14 protein-coding genes, 5 tRNA genes and 1 other RNA gene are annotated in these 21,632 nt (G+C 39.9%); 6 read left to right on the top strand and 14 right to left on the bottom strand.

The genetic code is table 11. From position 1 onward, the window contains the following. Positions 1–50 precede the first annotated feature (50 nt). Genes ACNSN2_RS02395 through ACNSN2_RS02380 form a run of 4 tightly spaced genes read right to left on the bottom strand, consistent with a single transcriptional unit; the run spans position 51 to position 4,338 of the window. Entirely contained in the window at positions 51–1,217 is a 1,167-nt protein-coding gene (locus ACNSN2_RS02395) for an FAD-dependent monooxygenase (protein ID WP_372858662.1), read from the bottom strand. Then, on the bottom strand, positions 1,214–2,401 hold the full coding sequence (gene ubiH, locus ACNSN2_RS02390; protein WP_418608487.1) for a 2-octaprenyl-6-methoxyphenyl hydroxylase: 1,188 nt from the start codon (positions 2,399–2,401) through the stop codon (positions 1,214–1,216). The genes ACNSN2_RS02395 and ubiH overlap by 4 nt, the downstream gene beginning before the upstream one ends. Positions 2,402–2,415: 14 nt before the next feature. Then, positions 2,416–3,738 carry a Xaa-Pro aminopeptidase gene (gene pepP, locus ACNSN2_RS02385; RefSeq protein ID WP_418608485.1) on the bottom strand — a complete coding sequence of 441 codons (1,323 nt, stop codon included), beginning with the start codon at positions 3,736–3,738 and terminating at the stop codon, positions 2,416–2,418. Between the two features lie 36 nt (positions 3,739–3,774). After that, the gene (locus tag ACNSN2_RS02380; RefSeq protein WP_008110427.1) at positions 3,775–4,338 is read right to left on the bottom strand and encodes a UPF0149 family protein; all 564 of its coding nucleotides are present in this window, start codon (positions 4,336–4,338) and stop codon (positions 3,775–3,777) included. A gap of 537 nt (positions 4,339–4,875) precedes the next feature. Here ACNSN2_RS02380 and ssrS point away from each other — a divergent pair. Continuing rightward, positions 4,876–5,059, top strand: a non-coding RNA gene (ssrS, locus tag ACNSN2_RS02375) — 6S RNA. Positions 5,060–5,205: 146 nt separating this feature from the next. Here ssrS and ACNSN2_RS02370 read toward each other — a convergent pair. The 8 genes from ACNSN2_RS02370 to ACNSN2_RS02335 form a co-directional block, all read right to left on the bottom strand. After that, entirely contained in the window at positions 5,206–8,289 is a 3,084-nt protein-coding gene (locus ACNSN2_RS02370; protein WP_418608482.1) for an efflux RND transporter permease subunit, read from the bottom strand. Beyond that, positions 8,286–9,581 (bottom strand): efflux RND transporter periplasmic adaptor subunit, encoded by a 1,296-nt coding sequence (locus tag ACNSN2_RS02365; protein ID WP_418608480.1) that lies wholly within the window; start codon positions 9,579–9,581, stop codon positions 8,286–8,288. The genes ACNSN2_RS02370 and ACNSN2_RS02365 overlap by 4 nt, the downstream gene beginning before the upstream one ends. Then, positions 9,571–10,986 (bottom strand): TolC family protein, encoded by a 1,416-nt coding sequence (locus ACNSN2_RS02360; RefSeq protein ID WP_418608478.1) that lies wholly within the window; start codon positions 10,984–10,986, stop codon positions 9,571–9,573. Before ACNSN2_RS02360 ends, ACNSN2_RS02365 begins: the two co-directional genes overlap by 11 nt. 578 nt (positions 10,987–11,564) lie before the next feature. Next, positions 11,565–11,640, bottom strand: a tRNA-Phe gene (locus ACNSN2_RS02355). 49 nt (positions 11,641–11,689) lie between these two features. Continuing rightward, a tRNA-Thr gene (locus ACNSN2_RS02350) sits at positions 11,690–11,765 on the bottom strand. Between the two features lie 61 nt (positions 11,766–11,826). Next, positions 11,827–11,902 (bottom strand) — tRNA-Phe (locus tag ACNSN2_RS02345). A gap of 49 nt (positions 11,903–11,951) precedes the next feature. Continuing rightward, positions 11,952–12,027: transfer RNA gene (locus ACNSN2_RS02340), tRNA-Thr, on the bottom strand. A 72-nt stretch (positions 12,028–12,099) separates the two neighbouring features. After that, positions 12,100–12,175: transfer RNA gene (locus ACNSN2_RS02335), tRNA-Phe, on the bottom strand. Positions 12,176–12,482: 307 nt separating this feature from the next. Between ACNSN2_RS02335 and ACNSN2_RS02330 the strand changes: the two genes are divergently transcribed. Next, complete coding sequence (locus ACNSN2_RS02330; RefSeq protein ID WP_418608476.1) at positions 12,483–15,266, top strand: ATP-binding protein; 2,784 nt, start codon at positions 12,483–12,485, stop codon at positions 15,264–15,266. A gap of 90 nt (positions 15,267–15,356) precedes the next feature. Here the strand turns inward: ACNSN2_RS02330 and ACNSN2_RS02325 are convergent, their stop codons facing one another. Beyond that, positions 15,357–15,629: an oxidative damage protection protein gene (locus ACNSN2_RS02325; RefSeq protein WP_008110439.1), complete on the bottom strand. Its 273-nt coding sequence runs from the start codon at positions 15,627–15,629 to the stop codon at positions 15,357–15,359. Positions 15,630–15,663: 34 nt separating this feature from the next. Then, complete coding sequence (mutY, locus tag ACNSN2_RS02320) at positions 15,664–16,725, bottom strand: A/G-specific adenine glycosylase (protein ID WP_055013348.1); 1,062 nt, start codon at positions 16,723–16,725, stop codon at positions 15,664–15,666. A 150-nt stretch (positions 16,726–16,875) separates the two neighbouring features. Between mutY and trmB the strand changes: the two genes are divergently transcribed. The 4 genes from trmB to arcA all read left to right on the top strand — a co-directional run bounded on the left by trmB (position 16,876) and on the right by arcA (position 21,627). Continuing rightward, complete coding sequence (trmB, locus tag ACNSN2_RS02315) at positions 16,876–17,601, top strand: tRNA (guanosine(46)-N7)-methyltransferase TrmB (protein ID WP_418608473.1); 726 nt, start codon at positions 16,876–16,878, stop codon at positions 17,599–17,601. Positions 17,602–17,637: 36 nt separating this feature from the next. Then, on the top strand, positions 17,638–18,663 hold the full coding sequence (locus ACNSN2_RS02310) for a methyltransferase (protein WP_054202257.1): 1,026 nt from the start codon (positions 17,638–17,640) through the stop codon (positions 18,661–18,663). A gap of 183 nt (positions 18,664–18,846) precedes the next feature. Next, positions 18,847–20,451: an ATP-binding protein gene (locus ACNSN2_RS02305; RefSeq protein ID WP_055013350.1), complete on the top strand. Its 1,605-nt coding sequence runs from the start codon at positions 18,847–18,849 to the stop codon at positions 20,449–20,451. A 459-nt stretch (positions 20,452–20,910) separates the two neighbouring features. Then, positions 20,911–21,627, top strand: coding sequence for a two-component system response regulator ArcA (gene arcA, locus ACNSN2_RS02300; RefSeq protein WP_008110444.1), 717 nt, complete (start codon positions 20,911–20,913; stop codon positions 21,625–21,627). Positions 21,628–21,632 lie beyond the last annotated feature (5 nt).

The following is a 21,632-nucleotide window of genomic DNA, read 5'->3' as shown; positions in this document are numbered from 1 at the left end:
GTTTTTCTTTGGCTGAAAGCTGATAGCTAAAAACTGACTGCTTGTCTTTATCACTTCCCTATCGCTTCTTTGGCGAACAGGTGCTTTATAGGCCCAAGATTATCAACCAGCGATAGCCCGACTCCGCGAATCAGCTTTTTAACTGGGTTTGCACCTTCAAATAGCTCTTTTAGCCCTTGCATCATGGCGATGTGTTTTTGTGCGTCGAGCTTACGGGTGCGCTCGTAATCACGCAGTGTGCGCGTACTGGCAAATTCTTTGGCGTCTTGACTTAGTAGCTCAATTAAATAAGCGGCATCTTTTAGGCCCAGGTTCATACCGAGCCCTGCTAATGGATGAATGGTATGCGCTGCATCGCCCATTAACACCACCTTGCCATTAACCCATTGTTGGGCGTAACGCATTTTAAGTGGGAACGCGACGCGCTTACTTTGCACTTCACATAAACCACATTGGCCATCTATGGCAGCCATAACTGCTTTATTAAAGGCGGTGTCGTCCATTGCTAACAATTCATCGCAATGATTGGGGCTGGTTGACCACACAATTGAATGAGTATGCTCATCGCTTAGTGGTAAAAACGCTAGTGGCCCCGTTGGTAAAAATACTTGGCGTGCGGTATTTGCGTGTGACTCTTTGGTTTTAACTGTCGCTACTAACGCATGGTGATCGTAATCTTTAAAGCTCAGCGCCATATTAAACTGTTTACGAATCGCTGAATTTGCGCCATCGGCCGCCACCAGCAACTTAGCAATAATAGGCTCGCCAGTTTTTAAATTAATAAATACGTCAGACTCACTTTGATGTATTTGCTGATACTCAGTATCAAACATCACTGTGGCATTACTTTGTTGCTCAAGCTCTTTTATTAGCGCAAAACGAATAATATCGTTTTCAACAATGTGCCCTAAATGCTCAAGCTCAAGTTGCTCGTTATTAAAGGTTATTTTTCCAAAGCTGTCGGCATCGCGTACATCCATGTGCGTATAAGCACAAGCACGCTCAGCTATTATGTGTGGCCATACATTTAATTGCTCCAGCAAGGTTTGGCTGGCTATACTTAGTGCACTAACTCGTAAGCCATAATCATCGCTAGGTGGAGCTTGAGTTGGCGCAGCATCTAACACAGCCACGCTAATATTCGCTTTAGCAAGCCCGAGCGCCAGCGTTAACCCAACGCAGCCACCACCCACTATACAAACCTGTACTTGTTTCATAAACGTGTACCTTGTTTAACTTGACCCATTAATTGTTTTGCTAATGGGGCTTTTAATGCGGGGAATAAATCCATTGAAAATAGCCCAATACTACGACCAAGCGCTAACACCCGTGATGAGTTTGAAAAAAGTCGAACCAAGGCATCGGTCAATGTCATTACGGTTTTTATATCATCACTGCGCTTGATTGAATATTGACGAGTAAAAGCATAGCTACCTAAATCATGTTCACTGTTTGCAATTAAGTTACTCAGCACTTGTACATCTCGCAACCCTAAATTAAAGCCTTGTCCTGCAATAGGATGAATTGCGTGTGCCGCGTTGCCTATCACCACTGTGCGGTGCGTCGTTAACGATTCTATTTGCCCATAAACTAGAGGGTAGCTAGCGCGCATACCGACTTTTATAAACTGTCCTGCACGATAACCAAAGGCAGTTTGCAGCGCACTTATAAAGTCTGGTTCACTTAGCGACATATACTGCTCAATATGTTCTTGGCGCATACACCATACTAACGAATAGCGGTTATTACTCATGGGTAATAAAGCCATTGGGCCATTTTGGGTAAACCGCTCAAACGCCTGATGATGGTGTCCACCAGCGACTTCTATATTGGCAATAATCGCACCTTGTTTATAAGGCTGAGTATTGAAGCCGAGCCCTAATAAATTACGAGTTGGCGACTGTGCACCGTCGGCAATCACCAACAGCTTAGCACTGAGTTTTTCGCTACTTTGTAATGTAAGTTCATTACTATCGGCGTTTTGTTTTATCGCTGTTACGCTATCTGGGCAAAAAAGCGATATGTTTGATTGCATTAAACGCTGATGCAGCGCTCTGCCAAATGGGTTTACCTCTACCACATAACCTAATGAGGGTTTTGCAAACTCATCACACTGTATATGGGTTTTACCAAAGTGCCCTCTGTCTGACACACTCACTTTTTTTATGGCGGCAGCATAGGGAGCCTTCATTTCAAATAAATTGAGGCTTTGTAAATACTCTACCGACTGCTGGGCAAGTGCGATGCTTCTGTCATCAAAGCTTGGATGATAATCAGTGGTTACTCGATTTGCTTCAATTACAGCAATATTTAAGCTGGGATTTTTTTTACTTATACTTAGAGCACAACTTGCGCCAACTAAACCACCACCAATTACTACAATATCAAACTGCTTAGCCACTTTTATCTCCAAGCTTATGCGTTTTTAGCGCTTTGCATTAACGCTTCTATTTCACTAATTGTTTTAGGCACGCTAATGGTTAAGTTGTCATGACCTGAATCAGTTACTAATAAGTTATCTTCAATACGAATACCTATACCTTGGTATTTTTGAGGCGCATTTGAGTCTTTACTAATATACAGCCCAGGCTCAATGGTTAGCACCATACCCGGCTCTAAGACACGCTCTTGGTTATTAACCTTGTAATCGCCCACATCATGAACATCAAGTCCTAACCAGTGACCAAGACCATGCATGTAGTATTCTTTACAGGCACCTTGTGCCATTAACTCATCAAAATCGCCGGTTAAAATACCTAAATCGAGTAACCCTTGGGTTAGTACTTGCATAGCGAGTTTATTTGCCTGAGATAAGAGGCCACCGGGTTTTATTTCGCTAAAAGCGACTTCTTGCGCTTTAAGTACAATATTATAAAGCGCAGCTTGCTCAGTGCTAAATTTACCGTTAACGGGGAAAGTACGCGTTATATCGGCGGCGTAGCCTTGTAGCTCACAGCCTGAATCAATCAGTACTAAGTCGCCATTGTTTAATACGTCGCTATTTTGGGTGTAGTGCAAAATATTGGCGTTATCGCCACTGCCGACAATAGTGCCATAAGCAGGATGTGGCGCACCGTTCATTGCATAGTGATGATGAAGCTCTGCCTCTAGTTGAAACTCGGTTGCGCCAACGTGGGAAAAACGCATGGCTCGCATGTGTGCTCGAGCGCTTATTTCACAGCCCTCACGCATAATGTTAATTTCGCCTGGCGATTTAAATAAGCGCATTTCATGCAATAAAGGGCGAATATCTTTAATTGTACTCGGTGCTGTATCCCCTTTTTTAGGGGCACTACGCAAAGTGTTAAGCATTGAAAATACTTTGCCGTCAAAGGCAGGATACGTCCCTTGTGCATAAAATAAAATCTGTTGGCCGTTCACCAAATTCAATAATTGTTCATTTAGCTCACTAAGTGCATAAGTTTTGTCGAATAAGTATTCGCTTTGTGCTTTTTCAAAACCAATGCGTCTGCCGTGCCATACCTCTGCAAGTTTGTCTTTATCTAAGCAAAATAATAGTGAGGGTGTATCACTGTTTTTGCAAAGCACCAACACGGCATCGGGTTCGTTAAAACCAGTTAAGTAAAAAAAGTCACTGTCTTGTCGAAACGGATAATGAGTATCACGGCTACGCGTGAGTTCTGTTGCTGCGGGAATTATAGCAATACTGTTATTATCCATTGCCGCCAATAAACGCTCGCGGCGCGTTTTAAACTCTGACTTTTGTATTTCAACCATTAATAACTAACCTATTACTTTTATTGTGTTGCTCAATTAATGCAGTGTTTTTTTGTTGCTTTGTGGATTTTGCTCTTTGCCTAGCTCAGCAAAACACAGTAGTGCCGATACGCGTACGTACTCAATCACTTCATGGAGTGCTTGGCTATCTTCTTCGGTTTCTTCAAAAGTTGTATCTAGGCGTGTAATTTCGCTAAAGTCGCTGATCACTTCTTTTACATCTGCCGACAGCTTGCCATAGTCTTTTTGCTTTAAGCCAAAACCCAACATAAACCCAGCTACCCATGATACGAGCCCGTTAGCCTGATCGATGAGTGTTTCGTCATCACTAGGCAAAAACAAGTCAAATTGAAACTCTTCGTTATTAAAACTTTCAACTACTTGTTGATAAATTTGGCCAAAAAACTGTTTTAAATCGTTACTAAACGACTCGCCATCATTAAATACATCGCTCAGTAAGCCTAAGTATTCTTTATCGTCAATGCTTAGCCCACAAGCAAGTAAGCCGCTAATAACGCCATGCGCTTCTGCGGGTGATACAAATATTTCATTTTTCTCTAAAAGAAGTTGGGCTTTTTCGTAATCTGGTAAGTTATTCATAATGACGTCTTCGCTTTGCTAATTAAAGCAATGCTACCACTCGATAAAAAGCAACTCCAATGAATTCTATGACTGAGGTCAAAAGCAAGCGATTGAAAAGCAAATTGAGTTCAAAAAGCAATCTTAAAAGTAAATACAAGATTAGGGTCTGTTGACCCTTCAAGGTTAAATTTTCAGCAGTCTGTTTGGTATTTAGGCAAGGCAGGGCCTATGTGGTGTGGTTATTCCCCATAAATAGGCGATAACGCAGCATCAATGCCAAACAGGCGCTGCCCGAAGAGTTCTGCCTAGGGGCGATTTACTCTTTGTTGCCTACATGGATGTAGGTAAGGGGCGTGAGCAGGACGCGGAAGCTTTGCTCGGTTTTTACTTAGCCCACTAGGTTACAAACCTCGCGCCGCGATTAACCCCCCCTAGTTTGAACAAATTTTAATCCGTAAAGGTCAACAGACCCTAAATTTGAAGGAAAACTGAGCGAACAGTTTAATTTTTTACGATTGGGGTTTAAGGATTGGAATATGTCTTATATACTAAATTTGTTCCCTGGGGTGCAGGAGCTTGGTTAAGTCCCTGAGCCGATAAATTTTATACCAGGATTTTTGTTCGTTTACTATTGTGCAAGCTCGGCATGTACCGAGAAGCCTACGGTAAACCGCAGATTTCCGCCCTGAAACCTCAAGGTTTCAGGACTGACACCGAGCACCGCATTCTCGGGGAACACCTTCCTTTATAGCTTAGGTTCTCAAGCATTTCTTTATAACTAAATATTCCCTATCTTTCGTCTTTAAATATATCGAACTGCGTCTCCACAGCCCGATATTAAACTTATTTCTAACACCTATCCCTTTGTCTTTTTAATGCCTAACACTACTTAAACCAACCTTGAAAGCGCTCCATCAGCATATAGTTAACGGGAACAAGTAATAAGGTTATAAAAGTCGCAAATATAATCCCAAATCCTAAGCTTACTGCCATAGGTATTAAAAACTGCGCCTGAGTCGCCTTTTCAAACAGCAGCGGCATTAAACCTATAAAAGTGGTTAAACTGGTGAGCATAACCGGGCGAAAGCGCGATGCGCCAGCAAGTTTAACTGCCTCTATTAAATCGCCACCTTCGCTGCGTTTTTTATTAATGAAATCGACTAATACAAGCGAATCGTTCACTACAACCCCTATTAACGCAAGCATACCTAGTAGGCTCATAATGGTTAAATCCATACCCATTATCCAGTGCCCTACTACTGCGCCAATCATGCCAAATGGAATAACACTCATAACAATAATTGGTTGCATGTATGACTTAAACGGAATGGCCAATAACGCATAAATTATAAAAAACACAAACACTAACGCCCAAGCCAATGAGCCAAACGACTCTCTTTGCTCTTTGGCTTCACCTTCGAGTTTGTAATCAACACCTGGGTATTGCTGCATTAACTCGTCTAAATATTGTGCTAGGTCGGCTTGAAGCACCGTCATGTTGGTGTTGTTTTTTTCAATATCAGCCGTCACGTTTAGTGTGCGATAACGATCAATACGGTTTATGGTTGATGGGCTTTGTCCTGCCGTAAGTGTTGCCACGTGCGACAATGGCACAGAGCCGCCATCGGGAGTGCTTATTAGTATGTTTTGTAAATCAGCTACAGAGCGGCGCTCGTCAATAGGTAAACGAACCATTACACGCACGTCGTCTCGTCCGCGTTGAATACGCTGAACCTGCGAGCCAAAAAACGAATTACGCACTTGTCCTGCCACATTTACACGGTTTAAACCAAGCGCCAAACCTTGTTGCGTAAGCTCTATACGCAACTCTTCTTTACCGTCAGACATACTGTCAGCAATATCAAACACCGTTGGGTACGTTGCTAAACGATTTTTAATATTATCAGCTACATCTTGCAATATTGTTAGTGAAGTACCACTTAGTTGAACGTCTATTGGGTCTGAACTTCGGCCAATTTCAGCTCTAAATGTTAGGCTTTCAGCGCCAGGAATAACACCAATTAAATCGCGCCATTCACTAGCAAGCTCTCGCGAACCTATATCTGACTCACGCTGCTCTGCAGGTGTAATCTCAAAGCGTACCGCTCCGGAGTTAGACGCGCCACCGCGTCCGCCAGTAGTGGCTAATATATTTAAAATAACGCTTTCGCCTGTATTAGGATCGCGATATTTGTCTTGTAATTGCTGCGCTTTTTCGGACATATCAATCACGTATTTATTGGTTACTTCAAACGGTGTACCTGTTGGCAGTGTTAGATTGACTCGTACAGTTTCGCTAGGAATTCGTGGGAAAAAGATAAACTTAGTCCAACCACTGGTGATCATGGTTAAAATAATAAAAAATACCCCCACAAATAAACTAACCGTTGCTAGTTTATGGCGTAAAGCAGTGTTTAATATAGGTTGGTAATATTTTAAAATTGCACTTTCAAAGCCATCAGCAAAACGTTGTTGAATCGCTTCAAACTTTGATGGTTCACCTTTTTGGTGGCGTAGTTTTATGTATTTTAAATGTGCTGGTAATACAAATTTAGATTCAATTAGCGAAAACAATAAAACTGGAATAACCACTACCGGAATTTGTGCAAATAAGGCGCCGCGCGCCCCTTCAATAAATGCTAAAGGTAAAAAGGCAGCAACGGTAGTCAGTACACCAAAGGTAACCGGAGTCGCAACTTCTTGAGTACCCAATATAGCAGCCTGCTCACCGGATTTTGCCGTTTTTAAATGGGTATACACGTTTTCGCCGGTTACTATGGCGTCATCTACTACAATACCAAGTACTAAAATAAAGCCGAATAAGCTCATTATATTTAACGTTACACCAAAAATTGGCATCGCGATAAATGCGCCCATAAACGATACAGGAATACCAATAAACACCCAAAATGCAATTGCTGGGCGTAAAAATAGCGTGAGTAGTGCCAGTACTAAAATACCACCCTGTAAAGCATTACTGGTTAAGGTGGCGATACGGCTTTTAACTAGCTCTGAATCGTCGTCCCAATAACTTAGTTTAAAACCTTGTGGTAGCGTGGCTTGCTGTTCTTCAATGTAGTTTTTAACATCGTCTGCCACGGTTATCGCGCTTTGCGGGCCAATTCGGTAAACGTCTATAAACGCCGCTTGCTTACCATTAAAACGGGTGCGTACTGGCGTTTCTTCAAAATCGTCTTTAATTGTAGCAATATCACCTAAGCGGATAATCGTTCCGTCGGCTTGGTTTTTTACTACTATGCTGGCAAATTCATCTTTACGATAAGCCTGCCCTTTTGAGCTAATTAGTACATCGCCACCTTCTGTTTTTAAGTTACCAGCAGAAATATCAGAACTTGAATTAGCAATAGCACTCGATATTTGCGCAAGGCTTAGGCTGTACTGGCGAAGTGTGTCTTGGCTAACTTCAATGGCTAACTCGTAGTCTCGTACACCACTTAGCTCTACCTGTGTTACGTTAGGTAAGCGAAGTATTTGATCTCGCACTTTTTCTGCATATTCACGCGTTTCTTTTTCGCCGTAATCGCTTGATACGGTAACGGCTATTACTTCTCTTTTACGCTCAGCCAGCGCAACAATCGGTTTTTCTGCATCGCCAGGAAACGTATTAATCGCATCTACTCGGCTTTTAATATCAGCCAACAGTTCACGAGGATCGTAACCACTTTCAACCTCAATGGTTACAGAGCCTGAGCCCTCTGACGAGCGGCTAAATATTTGTTTAATGCCCTCTAGGTCTTGCACGGCCTCTTCTATACGAATTGTTACGCCCTGCTCTACATCTTCAGGGGTTGCACCACGCAGGCTAACACCTACGCTTATCATGTCTGTTTCGAAAGACGGAAACACCTCAAGTGGTATTTTACTCGATAAACTAAATAGTCCCGACAACAACAAAGTTACTAACAATAAATTGGCAGCAACATGGTTTTTAGTAAACCAAGCAATCATGCTTTATCTCCTTGCTTGGCTGCGCGACGTTTTTTTATTAACTCTTCAACACTGATACCAAGCTCTTTTGCTTTTTGCTCTAGCTGCTCACGAGTCGGGCGCTTATTTTTAGGTACTTTTTCTTTTGGCTCTTCACCTAAAATACTCACTTTAGTGCCTGAGCTTACTTGCCCTAGCGGCGTAACAACTAATTTATCGTTCGCTTTTAAACCGGTTTTGATCATTGCTTGATTGGCGTTTTGCCATGCAAAAGTAACGTCTTTACGCTTTAATACATCACCTTCAACCACATAAACATAAGTACCTTGGTAAATTGTGCTGTTAGGAATGATCAATGCATTTTGCACCGTTTTACCCGCTATTTGCGCCTTAATGTATTGCCCTATTTTAATTGGATACTGATTACTGGCGGTTGATTTATATGGGTCGTCTATTTTTGCTACCACGTAAAGTTGCTGCGCGTTTTCGTCAATAGCGCCTTCAGTGCGTGCAAGTTGGCCTTGCCATATTTGCTCACCCACTAAATCAGAACTAAATTTAACTAACGAACCCGCTTGGTTTTTAGCACCATCACGGTATTGCTCTGGCAGGTTAACAAACGAAAGGTCTTTATTTTTTATTGGTAAGCGAATTTCAACACTATCAATAGCGTAAATAGTGGCAAGTTGGGTATTGTTACTCACTACTTGACCTAAATCGACACTACGACTCAGTATGCGCCCAGCATAAGGTGCAGTAACCTTTGTCCGTTCTAAATCAAGCTCTGCTTTTTCAAGAGCAGCTTGAGCCGATAGCACTTGTGCTTGCGCAGCTGCTAATTGCGGCTCACGTAATACCAAGCTGCTGGCTTGGCTTGAACCACCAAGGCGCTTCCAATCAGTTAGTGCTTGTTGCCCGCGGGCCTTTTCTTCTAATAAGCTTTGCTCTGCTGTGAGTAAATTAGCTTGAGCAGATTTAACCTCTGCCTGATGATCTCTATCATCTAGCTTTAATAACACGTCGCCTTTTTCAAAAAAGCCACCTTCTCTAAACTCATCGCTCACTTCAATTATTTGCCCAGATGCTTGAGCAACAAGTAAGCTTTGTGTTCGAGGTTTTACCGTACCGTAGCTGTCTATCATTACTTGATAACTTTGAGGCACAAGCTCAATTACAGACACACTAATTGCTGCTTTTGGTGCTGAAGTAAAGCGTCTCGCCTCTGGCGGATTACTCTTAATAAAAAATACAATTAAAAGAGCGGTAACAACAACCGCGGCTGGAATAATAATTTTAGCTGTTTTAGTGTTCATCGTTATTGCTCTTTAAGTCGCTTGACGGTTTTTCAAAATCACCACCAAGGGCAACATGTAGGTTAATTCTATTTGCGATTAATTGGTTTTTAATTTGTATTAATGAACTTTGCGCATCGAACGAGCGCCCTTGTGCATCCAATACTGTGGTGTAAGTGACCAAGCCACTTTGATATTGCTCAAACGATAATTGCTCGGCCGCAAGTGCATTTTTTTGTGCTTCAAGGGTACTGGTGTACTGCGCTTTTAAAGACTGCTGCTGCGATATTGCATTTTCTACATCAGCAAATGCATCGTACAGAGTTTGCAAGTATTGTTGCTCTTGCTTTTGAGTATTCAGACGCGCTATTTCTTCATTGGCTTGTAAACGCCCTCCCTCAAAAATAGGTGCCGAAATACTTCCGAGTAAAGACCATGCGAGGCTTGAAGGAGAAAACAAATCACTCACTCGATCTGTACTATCACTTAAGCTTGCAGTTAAATTTAAACTCGGAAAGCGCTGTTTATGCGCATAAGCCAGTGACGCATCACTAGCTAATAACTCGTACCAACTAGCAAGTAATGCAGGCTTTCGAGTAATGAGCTCTGAAGGAATACCAACTGGAATTTCGGTAACAACAACCGGTAAGTCAGTACTTGCTGCAATAGCCCCTTTTGGGTACTCACCTAGTAAGCGTTCAAGCACTCGCGCTGCACTTGATAAACTCGCTGTTTGAGTGGCAATGCGTGAGCGTTCGTTATTAAGCTCATTGCGGGCTAAATAAACATCAAGCGCTTCGTTTATACCTTGGCGGTAACCCGATTCAATTATATCGAGGTTTTGCTTAGCATTCTCTTCACGGCGCTTATATAAATCAAGTAACTGCTGCGCAGACACAACATCAAACCAGCCTTGTACAACATCTGAAACCAGTTGCTGTTTAGCTTGTTCAAAACGCGCTTTTTGAGCTAAATATGAAAGGTTAGCTTCTCGTTTTGAATCTGACAGCTTACCCCATAAGTCAACTTCGTAATTTAAGTTTAAGCTGACAGAGCTGGCATTATTATAGCTAACAGGCCGGTTACCTTTACTGCGGCTAGTACGCGAAGATAAATCTAAACTAGGCCAAAGAGCTGTTCCGGTTGCTATTAGTTGCTGCTTAGTAATAGCGACATCATAGCTGGTTTGTAATAGTTGTTGGTTGTTTTTAAGCGCTTGTTTTACGTATTTATTAAGTAATGGCGTGTGCAGTGGAGTTAACCATTCATCATCCACTTTTAATACCGAACTTGCTGCTTGTTGCTGCCACTGCTGTGGTAAATTATTTGGAGCTTGTTGGCGCTGCGATGGGTTTAAGTTACTCGCACAACCGCTTAGCATTATAATGCTTATTGCTAATAAAGATGGCTTATATTGCCACATCATGTTTAAACCTGATTAGTGCTATTTATGAATGTTATTCAATCACTTTAATAAACGTTGCTCAATTGACTTTACATAACATTACATAGCTTGCGATTAGTTTATAAGTGTATTTAATACGCCAAGCACTAACGTAATATTCACAAATAAATGAGTAAGCTAAGCTTTAACCAAAGAATTAATTGAAACTCTTAAAAAGTAGATATAGAAAAGACGGCAGGGTTTGCTGTTGGCATTACACCAGCTAAAGCGGCAAAAAATTGTTAGGAACAATTTTTAACATCTGAAAGGTGGCCCGAAGGGGGAAATACAAGGGTGTATTTTATAATCGAACGTAGTCCGATGCCGAACAATGGCTAAGCTAAACTCAGAAACAAAAAAGCCTCGCATGTGCGAGGCTTTGTATAAATGGTGCCTCGACCCGACAAAAAATTGTCAGGAACAATTTTTAACATCTGAAAGATGGCCCGAAGGGGAAAATACAAGGATGTATTTTATAATCGAACGTAGTTCGATGCCGAACAATGGCTAAGCTAAATTCAGAAACAAAAAAGCCCCGCATGTGCGAGGCTTTGTATAAATGGTGCCTCGACCCGGAATCGAACCAGGGACACGAGGATTTTCAATCCTCTGCTCTACCAACTGAGCTATCGAGGCACTTAAACAGTGCTAATTAAATGTTAATAAAACACTTAATTAAAATAAATGGTGCCGACTAACCGAGTCGAACGGTTGACCTACTGATTACAAGTCAGTTGCTCTACCAGCTGAGCTAAGTCGGCACACAAAACTGTGTGTGCTAAGGCACTTTATCAATTTTAAAGATTGATAACTTTTTGTAAATGGTGCCTCGACCCGGAATCGAACCAGGGACACGAGGATTTTCAATCCTCTGCTCTACCAACTGAGCTATCGAGGCACTTAAACAGTGCTAATTAAATGTTATTAAAACACTTAATTAAAATAAATGGTGCCGACTAACCGAGTCGAACGGTTGACCTACTGATTACAAGTCAGTTGCTCTACCAGCTGAGCTAAGTCGGCACACAAAACTGTGTGCTAAGGCACGCGTAAAAATGTTTAATTTATTTACTTAAACACCATTACTATAATAAATGGTGCCTCGACCCGGAATCGAACCAGGGACACGAGGATTTTCAATCCTCTGCTCTACCAACTGAGCTATCGAGGCACTTAAACAGTGCTAATTAAAAATCTTACCTGATTTTTAATGCAACTCCCACAAGACACTTCTTAGTGAGCTATCTGGGCGTGCGGCGTATTAAACGAGTTTTGCCCTTACAAGTCAACTTTTTTTTTATCCTTTGCAACTGTTTGAACGGTTTTCAAACAACTAGCGACGTTTCTCGTTAATGCAGTGCATTTATTCAACAAAAGACTTTAAAAAACGTAGTGAATTATTTTTTTTAGGTGTTACGATTGGTATATAACTTTCGGTACAGGCTTACCGTTCTAATAATACCACGATAGGAAAATTCATGCAGGGTAAGTTTTCTCCAGCAATCAAAGGCTTACTACCTTTATTTTTAGTTAGTAACCTTATAACTGCCACATTATTTATAGTCGCCTATTCGCTTTACTCACAAAGCAATACTGAGCACAAAGAAGTTAACCCTGTTTCAACCATCAAGGTAACAAAACTTGCTGAGCGTCTTGAGCAACCCATAGTAGAAGCACTAACTATACACGAGCAAGACAAAGTCAAATCACTTCTTGATACCGCAAGCTTACTCAATAATAATTTTAAATATACCCTGCACCGCTTTAATCCGAACAATAAAACCGAGTTGGTTTATAGCAATAATAGTAACTTAATTGAGCCTTTAGCTATTAATGAGTATGTAAAGGAGCAAGGCATATTACATCATGTTATTTCAGTAAATGGGGAGGTAATTGCTGAGCTTATTATTGAGCAAAAACAACCTTTAATTGCATCATCTACACAAAACTTATTTATGAATGCGTACCTTGCCGCTATTGTTGCTCTGATAGTGCTGTTTGCGTTAGCTATTACGTTTAATAAGCATATTAATAAACGATTACATAAAAATACCGACTCTCTCACTCAAGAACTCAAAGCAATTACACAAAATGATAACTATCAAAGCACGCTTAATGAGCAACTCGAAGGCGGATTAGAAACCGTTGCTCAACAAATTAACTTGCTGCTAAAAAAAGTAAGTACGGTTCAAGCTGACGATCAGGCTGCACAAAAAGAATTAAAAAAACTACAAACTAGCCTTGAAACAGAAGTACAAAGCAGAACATTTGAATTAGAAAAGCAAACTCAAAAAGCATTAAAAGCCAGCGAAACTAAGACCACCTTTTTAGCCACTATGAGTCATGAAATAAGAACACCAATGAATGGCGTAATTGGCACTATTGATTTACTTCGTCAAACAGAGCTTGATGGTGCCCAGCAACGTTTAAGTACTATTATTCGTGAATCAGCATTTTCGTTATTAAGTATTTTAGATGATATTTTAGATTTTTCTAAAATTGAGGCTGGAAAGCTCAATATAGATCCAGTTCCGTTTTCCGTTGCCGATACGCTAGAAGAAGTTGCTAAGGTGTTATCGTCGGTTGCTAAAAATCGCCACCTAGAACTCGATTTATCAATTGCCCCCGATATACCCAACAACCTTAAGGGGGACTCTGTTAGAGTGCGCCAAGTGCTATATAACTTATGTAGTAATGCCATAAAGTTTACCAGCACCAATGGTACAACCCAGGGGAAAGTAAGAATATCAGTAGAAGTAGCACATAACACCGCCGATCACTTTACATTGCGTTTTTGCGTAAGTGATAACGGTAAAGGAATGAGTCAATCTCAGTTGAGAAAAATCTTTAACCCGTTCACCCAAGCAGAAAGCTCAATTACGCGAGAGTTCGGTGGTACAGGGCTTGGGCTTTCAATTTGTAAAAGCTTAACTGAGCTAATGCTTGGTACCATTCATGTAACAAGTCATGAAGGGATAGGGAGTGAGTTTACTGTTGAACTGCCCTTTTCAACCGCAGGTAAAATTGAATTTGCCCATAAAAATACACTTAATGGTAAACATGTCATTGTTGTTAGTAACAACGCAGAACGCGGCAAAGTAATTTACCGTTACTTGTCATTTATGGGAGCTAAAATAACCTATGCTCATGAGCAGCAAGATATAGAAGCTCATCAAGAAACCAAGGATATTATTTGGGTTGTTGATGGTATTGATGACATGAGTAGTATTAGTACCCTACTAAGAAGTTTACTTTACTCATTAGAAGATAATAACCAACAAATGGTGGTATTAAGTAAGTTAGATGAAGCGGTTATTAACCATAAAAATATTTTTTATATTAACGCCTCCCCTTTGTGTAAATCTAACTTTATGCTTTCAATTTTAGTGGCTGCCGGCTTACATAAGCCTAAGCAAATTAAAAAAGCCAGAACGATGAATCACTACCTAAGTTCAGAAGAGGCACTCGCTGCAAATAGGCTGGTATTATTGGTAGAAGATAACCGATTGAACCAAGAGGTACTCACCGAACAACTACATATACTAGGTTACAGTGTAGAGGTAGCTAATAACGGTGAAGAAGGTTTAGATATGTGGCGTAAAAATAGCTACTCGCTCATTTTAACCGATTTACATATGCCAAAAATGTCTGGCTACGACATGGTTGAAAAAATTAGAGAAGAAGCTTCATTACTCGAATCAATTGACGCACAACCTTATATTATTGCTGTTACTGCCAATGCTCTAAAGGGAGAGAGAGAGCGATGTTTAGCAGTGGGTATTAACGACTTTATTACTAAACCTATTGAGCTTAATGCACTTGAAGACACATTAAAGCAATGGAGTGATTTATACAGCGAACAACCACAACAGGTGAATTCGGCCGAAAAGTCTGTTATGCCTATAGATATGGAATCAGCGAATAAGTACATAAATGGCGATGATGCTAAAATAATCCGCTTCTTTAAAATGTATTTAGAACAGAGCCAAGAACAAATTAAAGCGATTAACTTTGCTGTGTTGCAAAGTAACAAAGCTGAAATTTTATCTGCCTGCCATCAATTAAAATCTATATCAAAAACAGTAGGAGCTAATATTGTTGCTGATTTAGCGCAGTCATTTGAAGATAAGTGCAAGAGCGATGAAGTAAGTGCTGATGAGTTAATTAAGATGAGAGATGGGCTCGAAATTGAATACTCAAGAGCAGCGCAGTTCTTAAAAGAGCAAATTAAAAATAATGAGGAACAGAACGAACTTATTTAACTAAATAGTATATGTTACTAAGAACGTTTGCTAACGCAATAAAAAAGGGCTTAGAGCCCTTTTTTATTAATTAACCTAAGCACAGTTAATTTATTTTTCTACTGGCTTATAACCTTCAATCTCAACTTCTTTACCTTCAAATAAAAAGCCAACCATTTGCTCTTCTAAAAAAGTACGATGCTCTGGATCCATCATGTTTAAATGCTTTTCATTGATCAGCATAGTTTGTTTATGCTGCCATTGCCCCCAGGCTTCTTTAGAAATATTATTAAAAATTTTCTCACCAAGTTCACCAGGGTATAACTGAAAACCAAGCCCTTCGGCCTCTTTTTGTAACTTTTGACAAAATACTGTACGTGCCATGATTGTTCCCCTTAATGCTAAATATATCGCTATTCTATACTATTGCCGTAATTTGTTTAACCAACTTTTTAGTCGGTGCAGCTAACCCTACTTCTATTGATTGATCGAGTGGATACCATACCAACTGCTTGTCATTAACAACATCCGGGGCTTTTTCAATATTAAGTACATGCGGGTTAATTGTGAGCTCAAAATGTGAAAATACATGAGTAAAAGGCGCTACTTCATTAAGGTCACTTTTAAGCCCTTGTTGCGCTAAAAAAGTTTCGAGCTCGCTGTACTCATTAAATTCAAAAAATCCAAACAATCCGCCCCAGATACCACTGTTTGGGCGTTTTTCCATAAGCACTTTGTCGTTATGTTTAATAATTAACTGGTGGCAGCTTTTTTTAGGCACTGCTTTTTTAGGTTTAGAGTGAGGGAACTCCTTAACTTTACCTGCGTTAAACGCACCACAACGGCTATTTAACGGGCACGCCTCACAATCAAAGCGACTGCGCGAACATAAGCTTGCACCTAAATCCATCATAGCTTGATTAAACTCTGTTACATTATTTTTAGGAGTGAGTTGTTCACTTAAATGCCAAAGCTGATTTTCTACCTTTTTGACTCCATACCAACCTTCAACCATGAAAAACCGAGCAAGCACTCTTTTAACATTACCATCAAGAATAGGGTGATGCTGCCCCAAAGATAATGATAAAACAGCGCCAGCAGTAGAGCGCCCTATTCCGGGTAAATCCATTACTTCTTCAAGCGTGCTAGGAAACTGACCTTGGTATTTATCTCGAACTATTTTAGCGGTTTTATGTAAATTGCGTGCACGAGCGTAATAACCTAAACCTGTCCAATGATGCAAAACCTGATCTTCATCAGCATTTGCTAAAGCAATAATATCGGGAAAGCTTTGCATAAACTTTTCAAAATAAGGGATAACAGTGACAACCTGAGTTTGCTGTAACATCACCTCAGATACCCACACTTTATATGGCGTTTTAGCTAATTGCCATGGTAACGTTTTGCGCCCATGAAGGTGATACCAGTCAACTACTTGGTTGGAAAACCAAGCTGACTGCTGTTTTTTTAAATCCAACATATTTACTTTTTTACTAATGCTCAATGGCGGCTCAGTCTATTGTAGTGACTGAAAAGATCAAGCTATAACGCCCTAATGCTTGTCAACCTAGCGCTGGTCAGGGATAATACGCAACCATTTTTAAACACATTGTTTTGTCAGGCCAATAATATGAGTGAATCAAGTAACAACAACCTTGAGCAAGCTAAGCAAGAAGGTAAGTATATCCGCACTATTCGCAGTTTTGTAAAACGCGAAGGCCGATTAACCAAAGGCCAAGCTGCTGCAATCGAAAAATGCTGGCCAACAATGGGGCTTGAACATAAAAACGGCCTACTTGATTTAAGCGAAGTTTTTGGCAATGACAATGATGTAGTGCTAGAAATTGGTTTTGGTATGGGTAAGTCATTAGTTGAAATGGCAAAAAATGCACCACACCTTAACTTTATCGGCATAGAAGTTCATCGCCCAGGCGTTGGCGCATGTTTAATGGATGCTGACGAAGCTGGCGTTACTAATCTGCGCGTATTTGAACACGATGCAGTAGAAGTTCTTGCTGATTGTATAAGCGATGAAAGCTTATCAACCTTGCAGTTATTTTTTCCTGATCCATGGCACAAAAAGCGTCACCACAAGCGTCGCATAGTACAAACTGAGTTTGCTGAAAAACTCCGCTCTAAATTAAAAATCGGTGGCGTATTTCACATGGCAACCGATTGGGAAAACTATGCAGAGCATATGTTAGAAGTAATGCAAGCAGCTCCAGGTTACAAAAACCAATCTGAGACTAACGACTATGTACCTCGTCCTGATTTACGTCCTTTGACTAAATTTGAACAGCGTGGTCAGCGTTTAGGTCATGGCGTATGGGATTTAATATTCGAACGTACTAAGTAACCGTTAATTAAATAATCAAGTAAGGTAAAGCCATTTATGAGCGTATTAACCAATCCGAGCCTACTATTACTTCGTAACAGTGAAGAGTTAAAAGGTAAATCAATATTGGTGGTCAACTTTGTTCAAGATGGCTTTTTAAATGAGCTAAAAACGCTCAATCCACAAAGTAAAATAACCGCTTTTAGTTATAACCACGCTAATGGTGAATTTGCAAAAAACATATCGGGTATTGACGTAACCATCAGCCACACAATTAATTCGGGCGATTATGATTTGGTAATACTTTATTACCCTAAATCTAAACCTGAGCTATTAATGGCGTTAGACAACATACGTGCTGTGATAAGCAAAGATGCAGAGCTACTCGTTGTTGGCGAAAACAAGAGCGGTGTTAAGTCAATTGAAAAGCAACTCGCCGGTAAGGCTGAATTTAGTAATAAAATAGACTCAGCAAAACACTGTGTTTTATATTCATTTTCAGAGCTCACTATTAATAGCGCGTTTGATATTAGCACTTACCATAAAGAGTTTACGGTATGTGTGAGCGATATTGAGTTTACAGCAGTCAGTATTCCTGGTGTGTTTAACCATGGTGCACTAGATGCTGGAACGAAAATGCTATTAGAGAATGCTCCTAACTTAAAACATGGGAAAGTCCTTGATTTTGGTTGTGGCGCAGGACTTATTGCTACTTTTTTAGGGCTAAAAAATCCAGCACTGACATTTACCTGTAGTGACGTAAGTGCACTTGCAGCCTATGCAACAACGCAAACGCTTAAGCTAAATAATGTAAACGGTGAAGCCATACTCAGTGATGGTTTAAATAGTATTGTTGGCAAGTTTGATTTAATTATTAGCAATCCGCCATTTCATACCGGGATTGCAACTGACTACAGCGTTGCGGAATCTTTTTTAACCCATGCAAAGCAACATTTAACTAAGGCAGGCAAACTGACCATAGTGGCTAATAGCTTTTTGAAATATCCACCAATTTTAGAAACCCAATTTGATAGCTACCACACCGTGTTCAAAAACAACAAATTTGCCGTATACAGTAGCTAAAATAAGTTATTAATATCCTGTCAAAACATAAATATGGGCTATATTAGCCACATATTTATGTTTCATAAGTAGATTAGCTAAAAATAAAAAGTGTAATTAAGCTAATCTTTTTAATTCACTTTTTTCTGTTTTTGCTAAACTATTATCATTAGACTCACAATTGACACGGATGACCTTCTCGCAATGCCCAAAACTGTAGAGCAAAATAGCATTCGTAGCATATTGTTTAAAACCATCATGCTTATAACAGCTATCTGTTTGTTATTATCGCTTTCAATTTCTACCTATTTAAGTGCGCAAGAGCAAAAAAAACAGCTCATTAGCAAACTTGTGTTGGTATCAGAGATCATTGCATTCGACGCGATGCCCTCATTGCTAAATAAAAACAGGCCTGCAGAAGAAAGGCGCTTAAAGCTGCTTCAACAAGTATCATCCGTCACAAATTTACATATTTACGCCTTAGATGAGCAATCTAATAAGCCAGTCTTTTTTACCAGCTTTAATGCCCGAAAATCACCACCAGTCCCCATTAAAACAGATAATATTAATGATTTTTCTGAACCACAGGTTAGTGACGAGTATATTGAGTACATTACCCCAATACTCAATAATGAACAGCTGCTCGGCTATGTATATATTAGAGGCAGCTTAGATAACTTAAATCAACTAATAACTAAAAAGATTATAATCGATATCGTTATTATGGCTTTAATACTTATTTTTATTTCTTTGATTATTTTAAGGCTACAAAAAAGGATAGCCAGTCCAATAGAAAACTTAAGCTTGTTGTTGCAAAACATAGCTAAAAAACATAATTACTATGCACGTGCGCCTTTAACGAACCTAACTGAAATAACTCGGCTTTCTAATAGCTTAAATGTAATGCTTGCACGTACACAAAGGCAAATAGAACGCCATGAAGAAGATAAACAAGAAATTAAGCAGCTAAACTCAAACCTTGAAGAGAAGGTAAGTCAACGCACTATCGCACTCAGAGAGGCTAATAAAGAGCTGTTATCCACTCTGGAAAAGATGCACCAATACCAAACTCAAATTGTCGAAAACAAAAAAATGGCTTCATTGGGGCAAATGGTGGCAGGGGTTGCCCATGAGGTAAATACACCGATTGGACTTGGTATTACAGGCTCTACTCTATTGCGGGATAAACTCGCGGAACTGCAGGTTAAATTTCATAATAAATCACTAACTGCGAGTCAATTTGAACAATTTACTAACGATGGTATCGAAAACTTAGACTTAATATATAGCAGCTTAAACCGCGTTGCAGAGCTCATTTCTAACTTTAAAAAAGTTGCAGTGATCAAAGATGATGAAATAACCAGCACTGTTAATATACAACAATTAATTAGTGATACTCTACTGTCTATGGGGCAAGAACTAAAAATTAAAAACCCTAAAGTCCTTATAAATTGTCCATCAGATTTAACCGTCGAAAGTAAAAAAGGGCCACTTCAGCAAGTTTTTCATCAGTTAATTTTAAATTCCCTGTTACACGGATTTGTAGCTGGCGGTGACAATGAAGTGCAGATTGATATTGTAGCAACAGAAACAAAAACACAAATTACCTACACAGATAACGGCCTAGGTGTTGAAAGCAATATACGAGCAAAAATATTTGACCCATTTGTAACATCAAAGCGCGGCCAAGGAGCCAGTGGCTTAGGAATGCATTTAGTTTACAATTTAGTGACTCAAGCTTTGGCTGGGGAAATTGTGTTAGATACCGAGTATCAGCAAGGGGCCCGATTTATTATTACACTTTTTTAAAAAGCGAAATAACTCTTATTCCCCTCTTGAATTACAACTTTATGACCATACTAATACATAGCCAACTAAACTGTTGTATCATTAATGCTGTATTTCCACACAATTAATGAACTTAATTGTGTTTAACATATCACATACATTGATGAAAAGTTGGAAAGTGATATAATTCCGTTTTGAATTAGTCTGATTATTTTAAGTATCTTTAGGTGGTTGATGGATGTATCAATTATTAAAGGGAAATGGCTTCGACTCTATAATTCAAATTATACATCCAACGTTAAGTATCAATTAAGCCGCGGTTTTTAATAATACGTCATAGTAGGTTTTGGCGCGCAGCTGTTTATATCTAATCTGTTTTTACTTGTTAACATTTAGATATAATCCTATAATTCTAGTAGTCGGCTCTGATGATCACGCCGATTTTATAAATAAAACACACTCCAAAAAGGTTAATTAAAGATGCAAACGCCAGTCATTCTGATCGTAGAGGATGAAGACGTAACTAGACTAAACCTCGTTAGTTTATTTGAAGCTGAAGGTTACAAAGTTATTGAAGCCATTGATGGCGATGATATGCATGATAAGCTTACAAATAACGATGACGTCAATCTTGTAGTTATGGACATCAACCTGCCAGGTAAAAACGGGCTTATTTTAGCTCGCGAGTTACGCCAAAAACGTAAAGTTGGTCTTATTTTCTTAACAGGCCGTGACAACGATGTAGACCGTATTTTAGGTCTTGAAATTGGTGCTGATGACTATATTACTAAGCCTTTCAACCCACGAGAATTAACTATTCGTGCACGTAACTTAATTACGCGTACTGCATTAGGTGGTGAAGAATCAGCTATTGAAACCAATGGCGTGATCACCTTTAACGGTTGGGAACTTGACGAAAACAGTCGTTGCCTTACTTCTCCAAATGGAGATGCAAAACGCCTACCTAAAGGCGAGTACAGAGCACTGCGTTTAATGCTTGACTCTCCAGGTCGTATATTCAGCCGTGAGCAACTAATTAAGCACATGACTGGCCGTGAGCTTCGCGCTAACGACCGTACAGTTGATGTTACCATTCGTCGTATCCGTAAGCACTTTGAAAGCGACAACTCAACGTCTGAGTTAATCAGCACCATTCATGGTGAAGGTTACCGCTTCATTGGTAAAATCGACAGCTAATTAGT

Origin of the sequence: Pseudoalteromonas sp. US3C1013, assembly GCF_048401115.1 — a bacterium.
Taxonomy (GTDB): domain Bacteria; phylum Pseudomonadota; class Gammaproteobacteria; order Enterobacterales; family Alteromonadaceae; genus Pseudoalteromonas; species Pseudoalteromonas undina.
This window is presented reverse-complemented; position numbering and strand designations above follow the sequence as displayed.

Coding starts and splice junctions, on each gene's coding strand:
- ACNSN2_RS02395 (WP_372858662.1), bottom strand. CDS start 1,217: ATGAAACAAGTACAGGTTTGTATAGTGGGTGGTGGCTGCGTTGGGTTA.
- pepP (WP_418608485.1), bottom strand. CDS start 3,738: ATGGTTGAAATACAAAAGTCAGAGTTTAAAACGCGCCGCGAGCGTTTA.
- ACNSN2_RS02380 (WP_008110427.1), bottom strand. CDS start 4,338: ATGAATAACTTACCAGATTACGAAAAAGCCCAACTTCTTTTAGAGAAA.
- ACNSN2_RS02370 (WP_418608482.1), bottom strand. CDS start 8,289: ATGATTGCTTGGTTTACTAAAAACCATGTTGCTGCCAATTTATTGTTA.
- ACNSN2_RS02365 (WP_418608480.1), bottom strand. CDS start 9,581: ATGAACACTAAAACAGCTAAAATTATTATTCCAGCCGCGGTTGTTGTT.
- ACNSN2_RS02360 (WP_418608478.1), bottom strand. CDS start 10,986: ATGATGTGGCAATATAAGCCATCTTTATTAGCAATAAGCATTATAATG.
- ACNSN2_RS02330 (WP_418608476.1), top strand. CDS start 12,483: ATGCAGGGTAAGTTTTCTCCAGCAATCAAAGGCTTACTACCTTTATTT.
- ACNSN2_RS02325 (WP_008110439.1), bottom strand. CDS start 15,629: ATGGCACGTACAGTATTTTGTCAAAAGTTACAAAAAGAGGCCGAAGGG.
- mutY (WP_055013348.1), bottom strand. CDS start 16,725: ATGTTGGATTTAAAAAAACAGCAGTCAGCTTGGTTTTCCAACCAAGTA.
- trmB (WP_418608473.1), top strand. CDS start 16,876: ATGAGTGAATCAAGTAACAACAACCTTGAGCAAGCTAAGCAAGAAGGT.
- ACNSN2_RS02310 (WP_054202257.1), top strand. CDS start 17,638: ATGAGCGTATTAACCAATCCGAGCCTACTATTACTTCGTAACAGTGAA.
- ACNSN2_RS02305 (WP_055013350.1), top strand. CDS start 18,847: ATGCCCAAAACTGTAGAGCAAAATAGCATTCGTAGCATATTGTTTAAA.
- arcA (WP_008110444.1), top strand. CDS start 20,911: ATGCAAACGCCAGTCATTCTGATCGTAGAGGATGAAGACGTAACTAGA.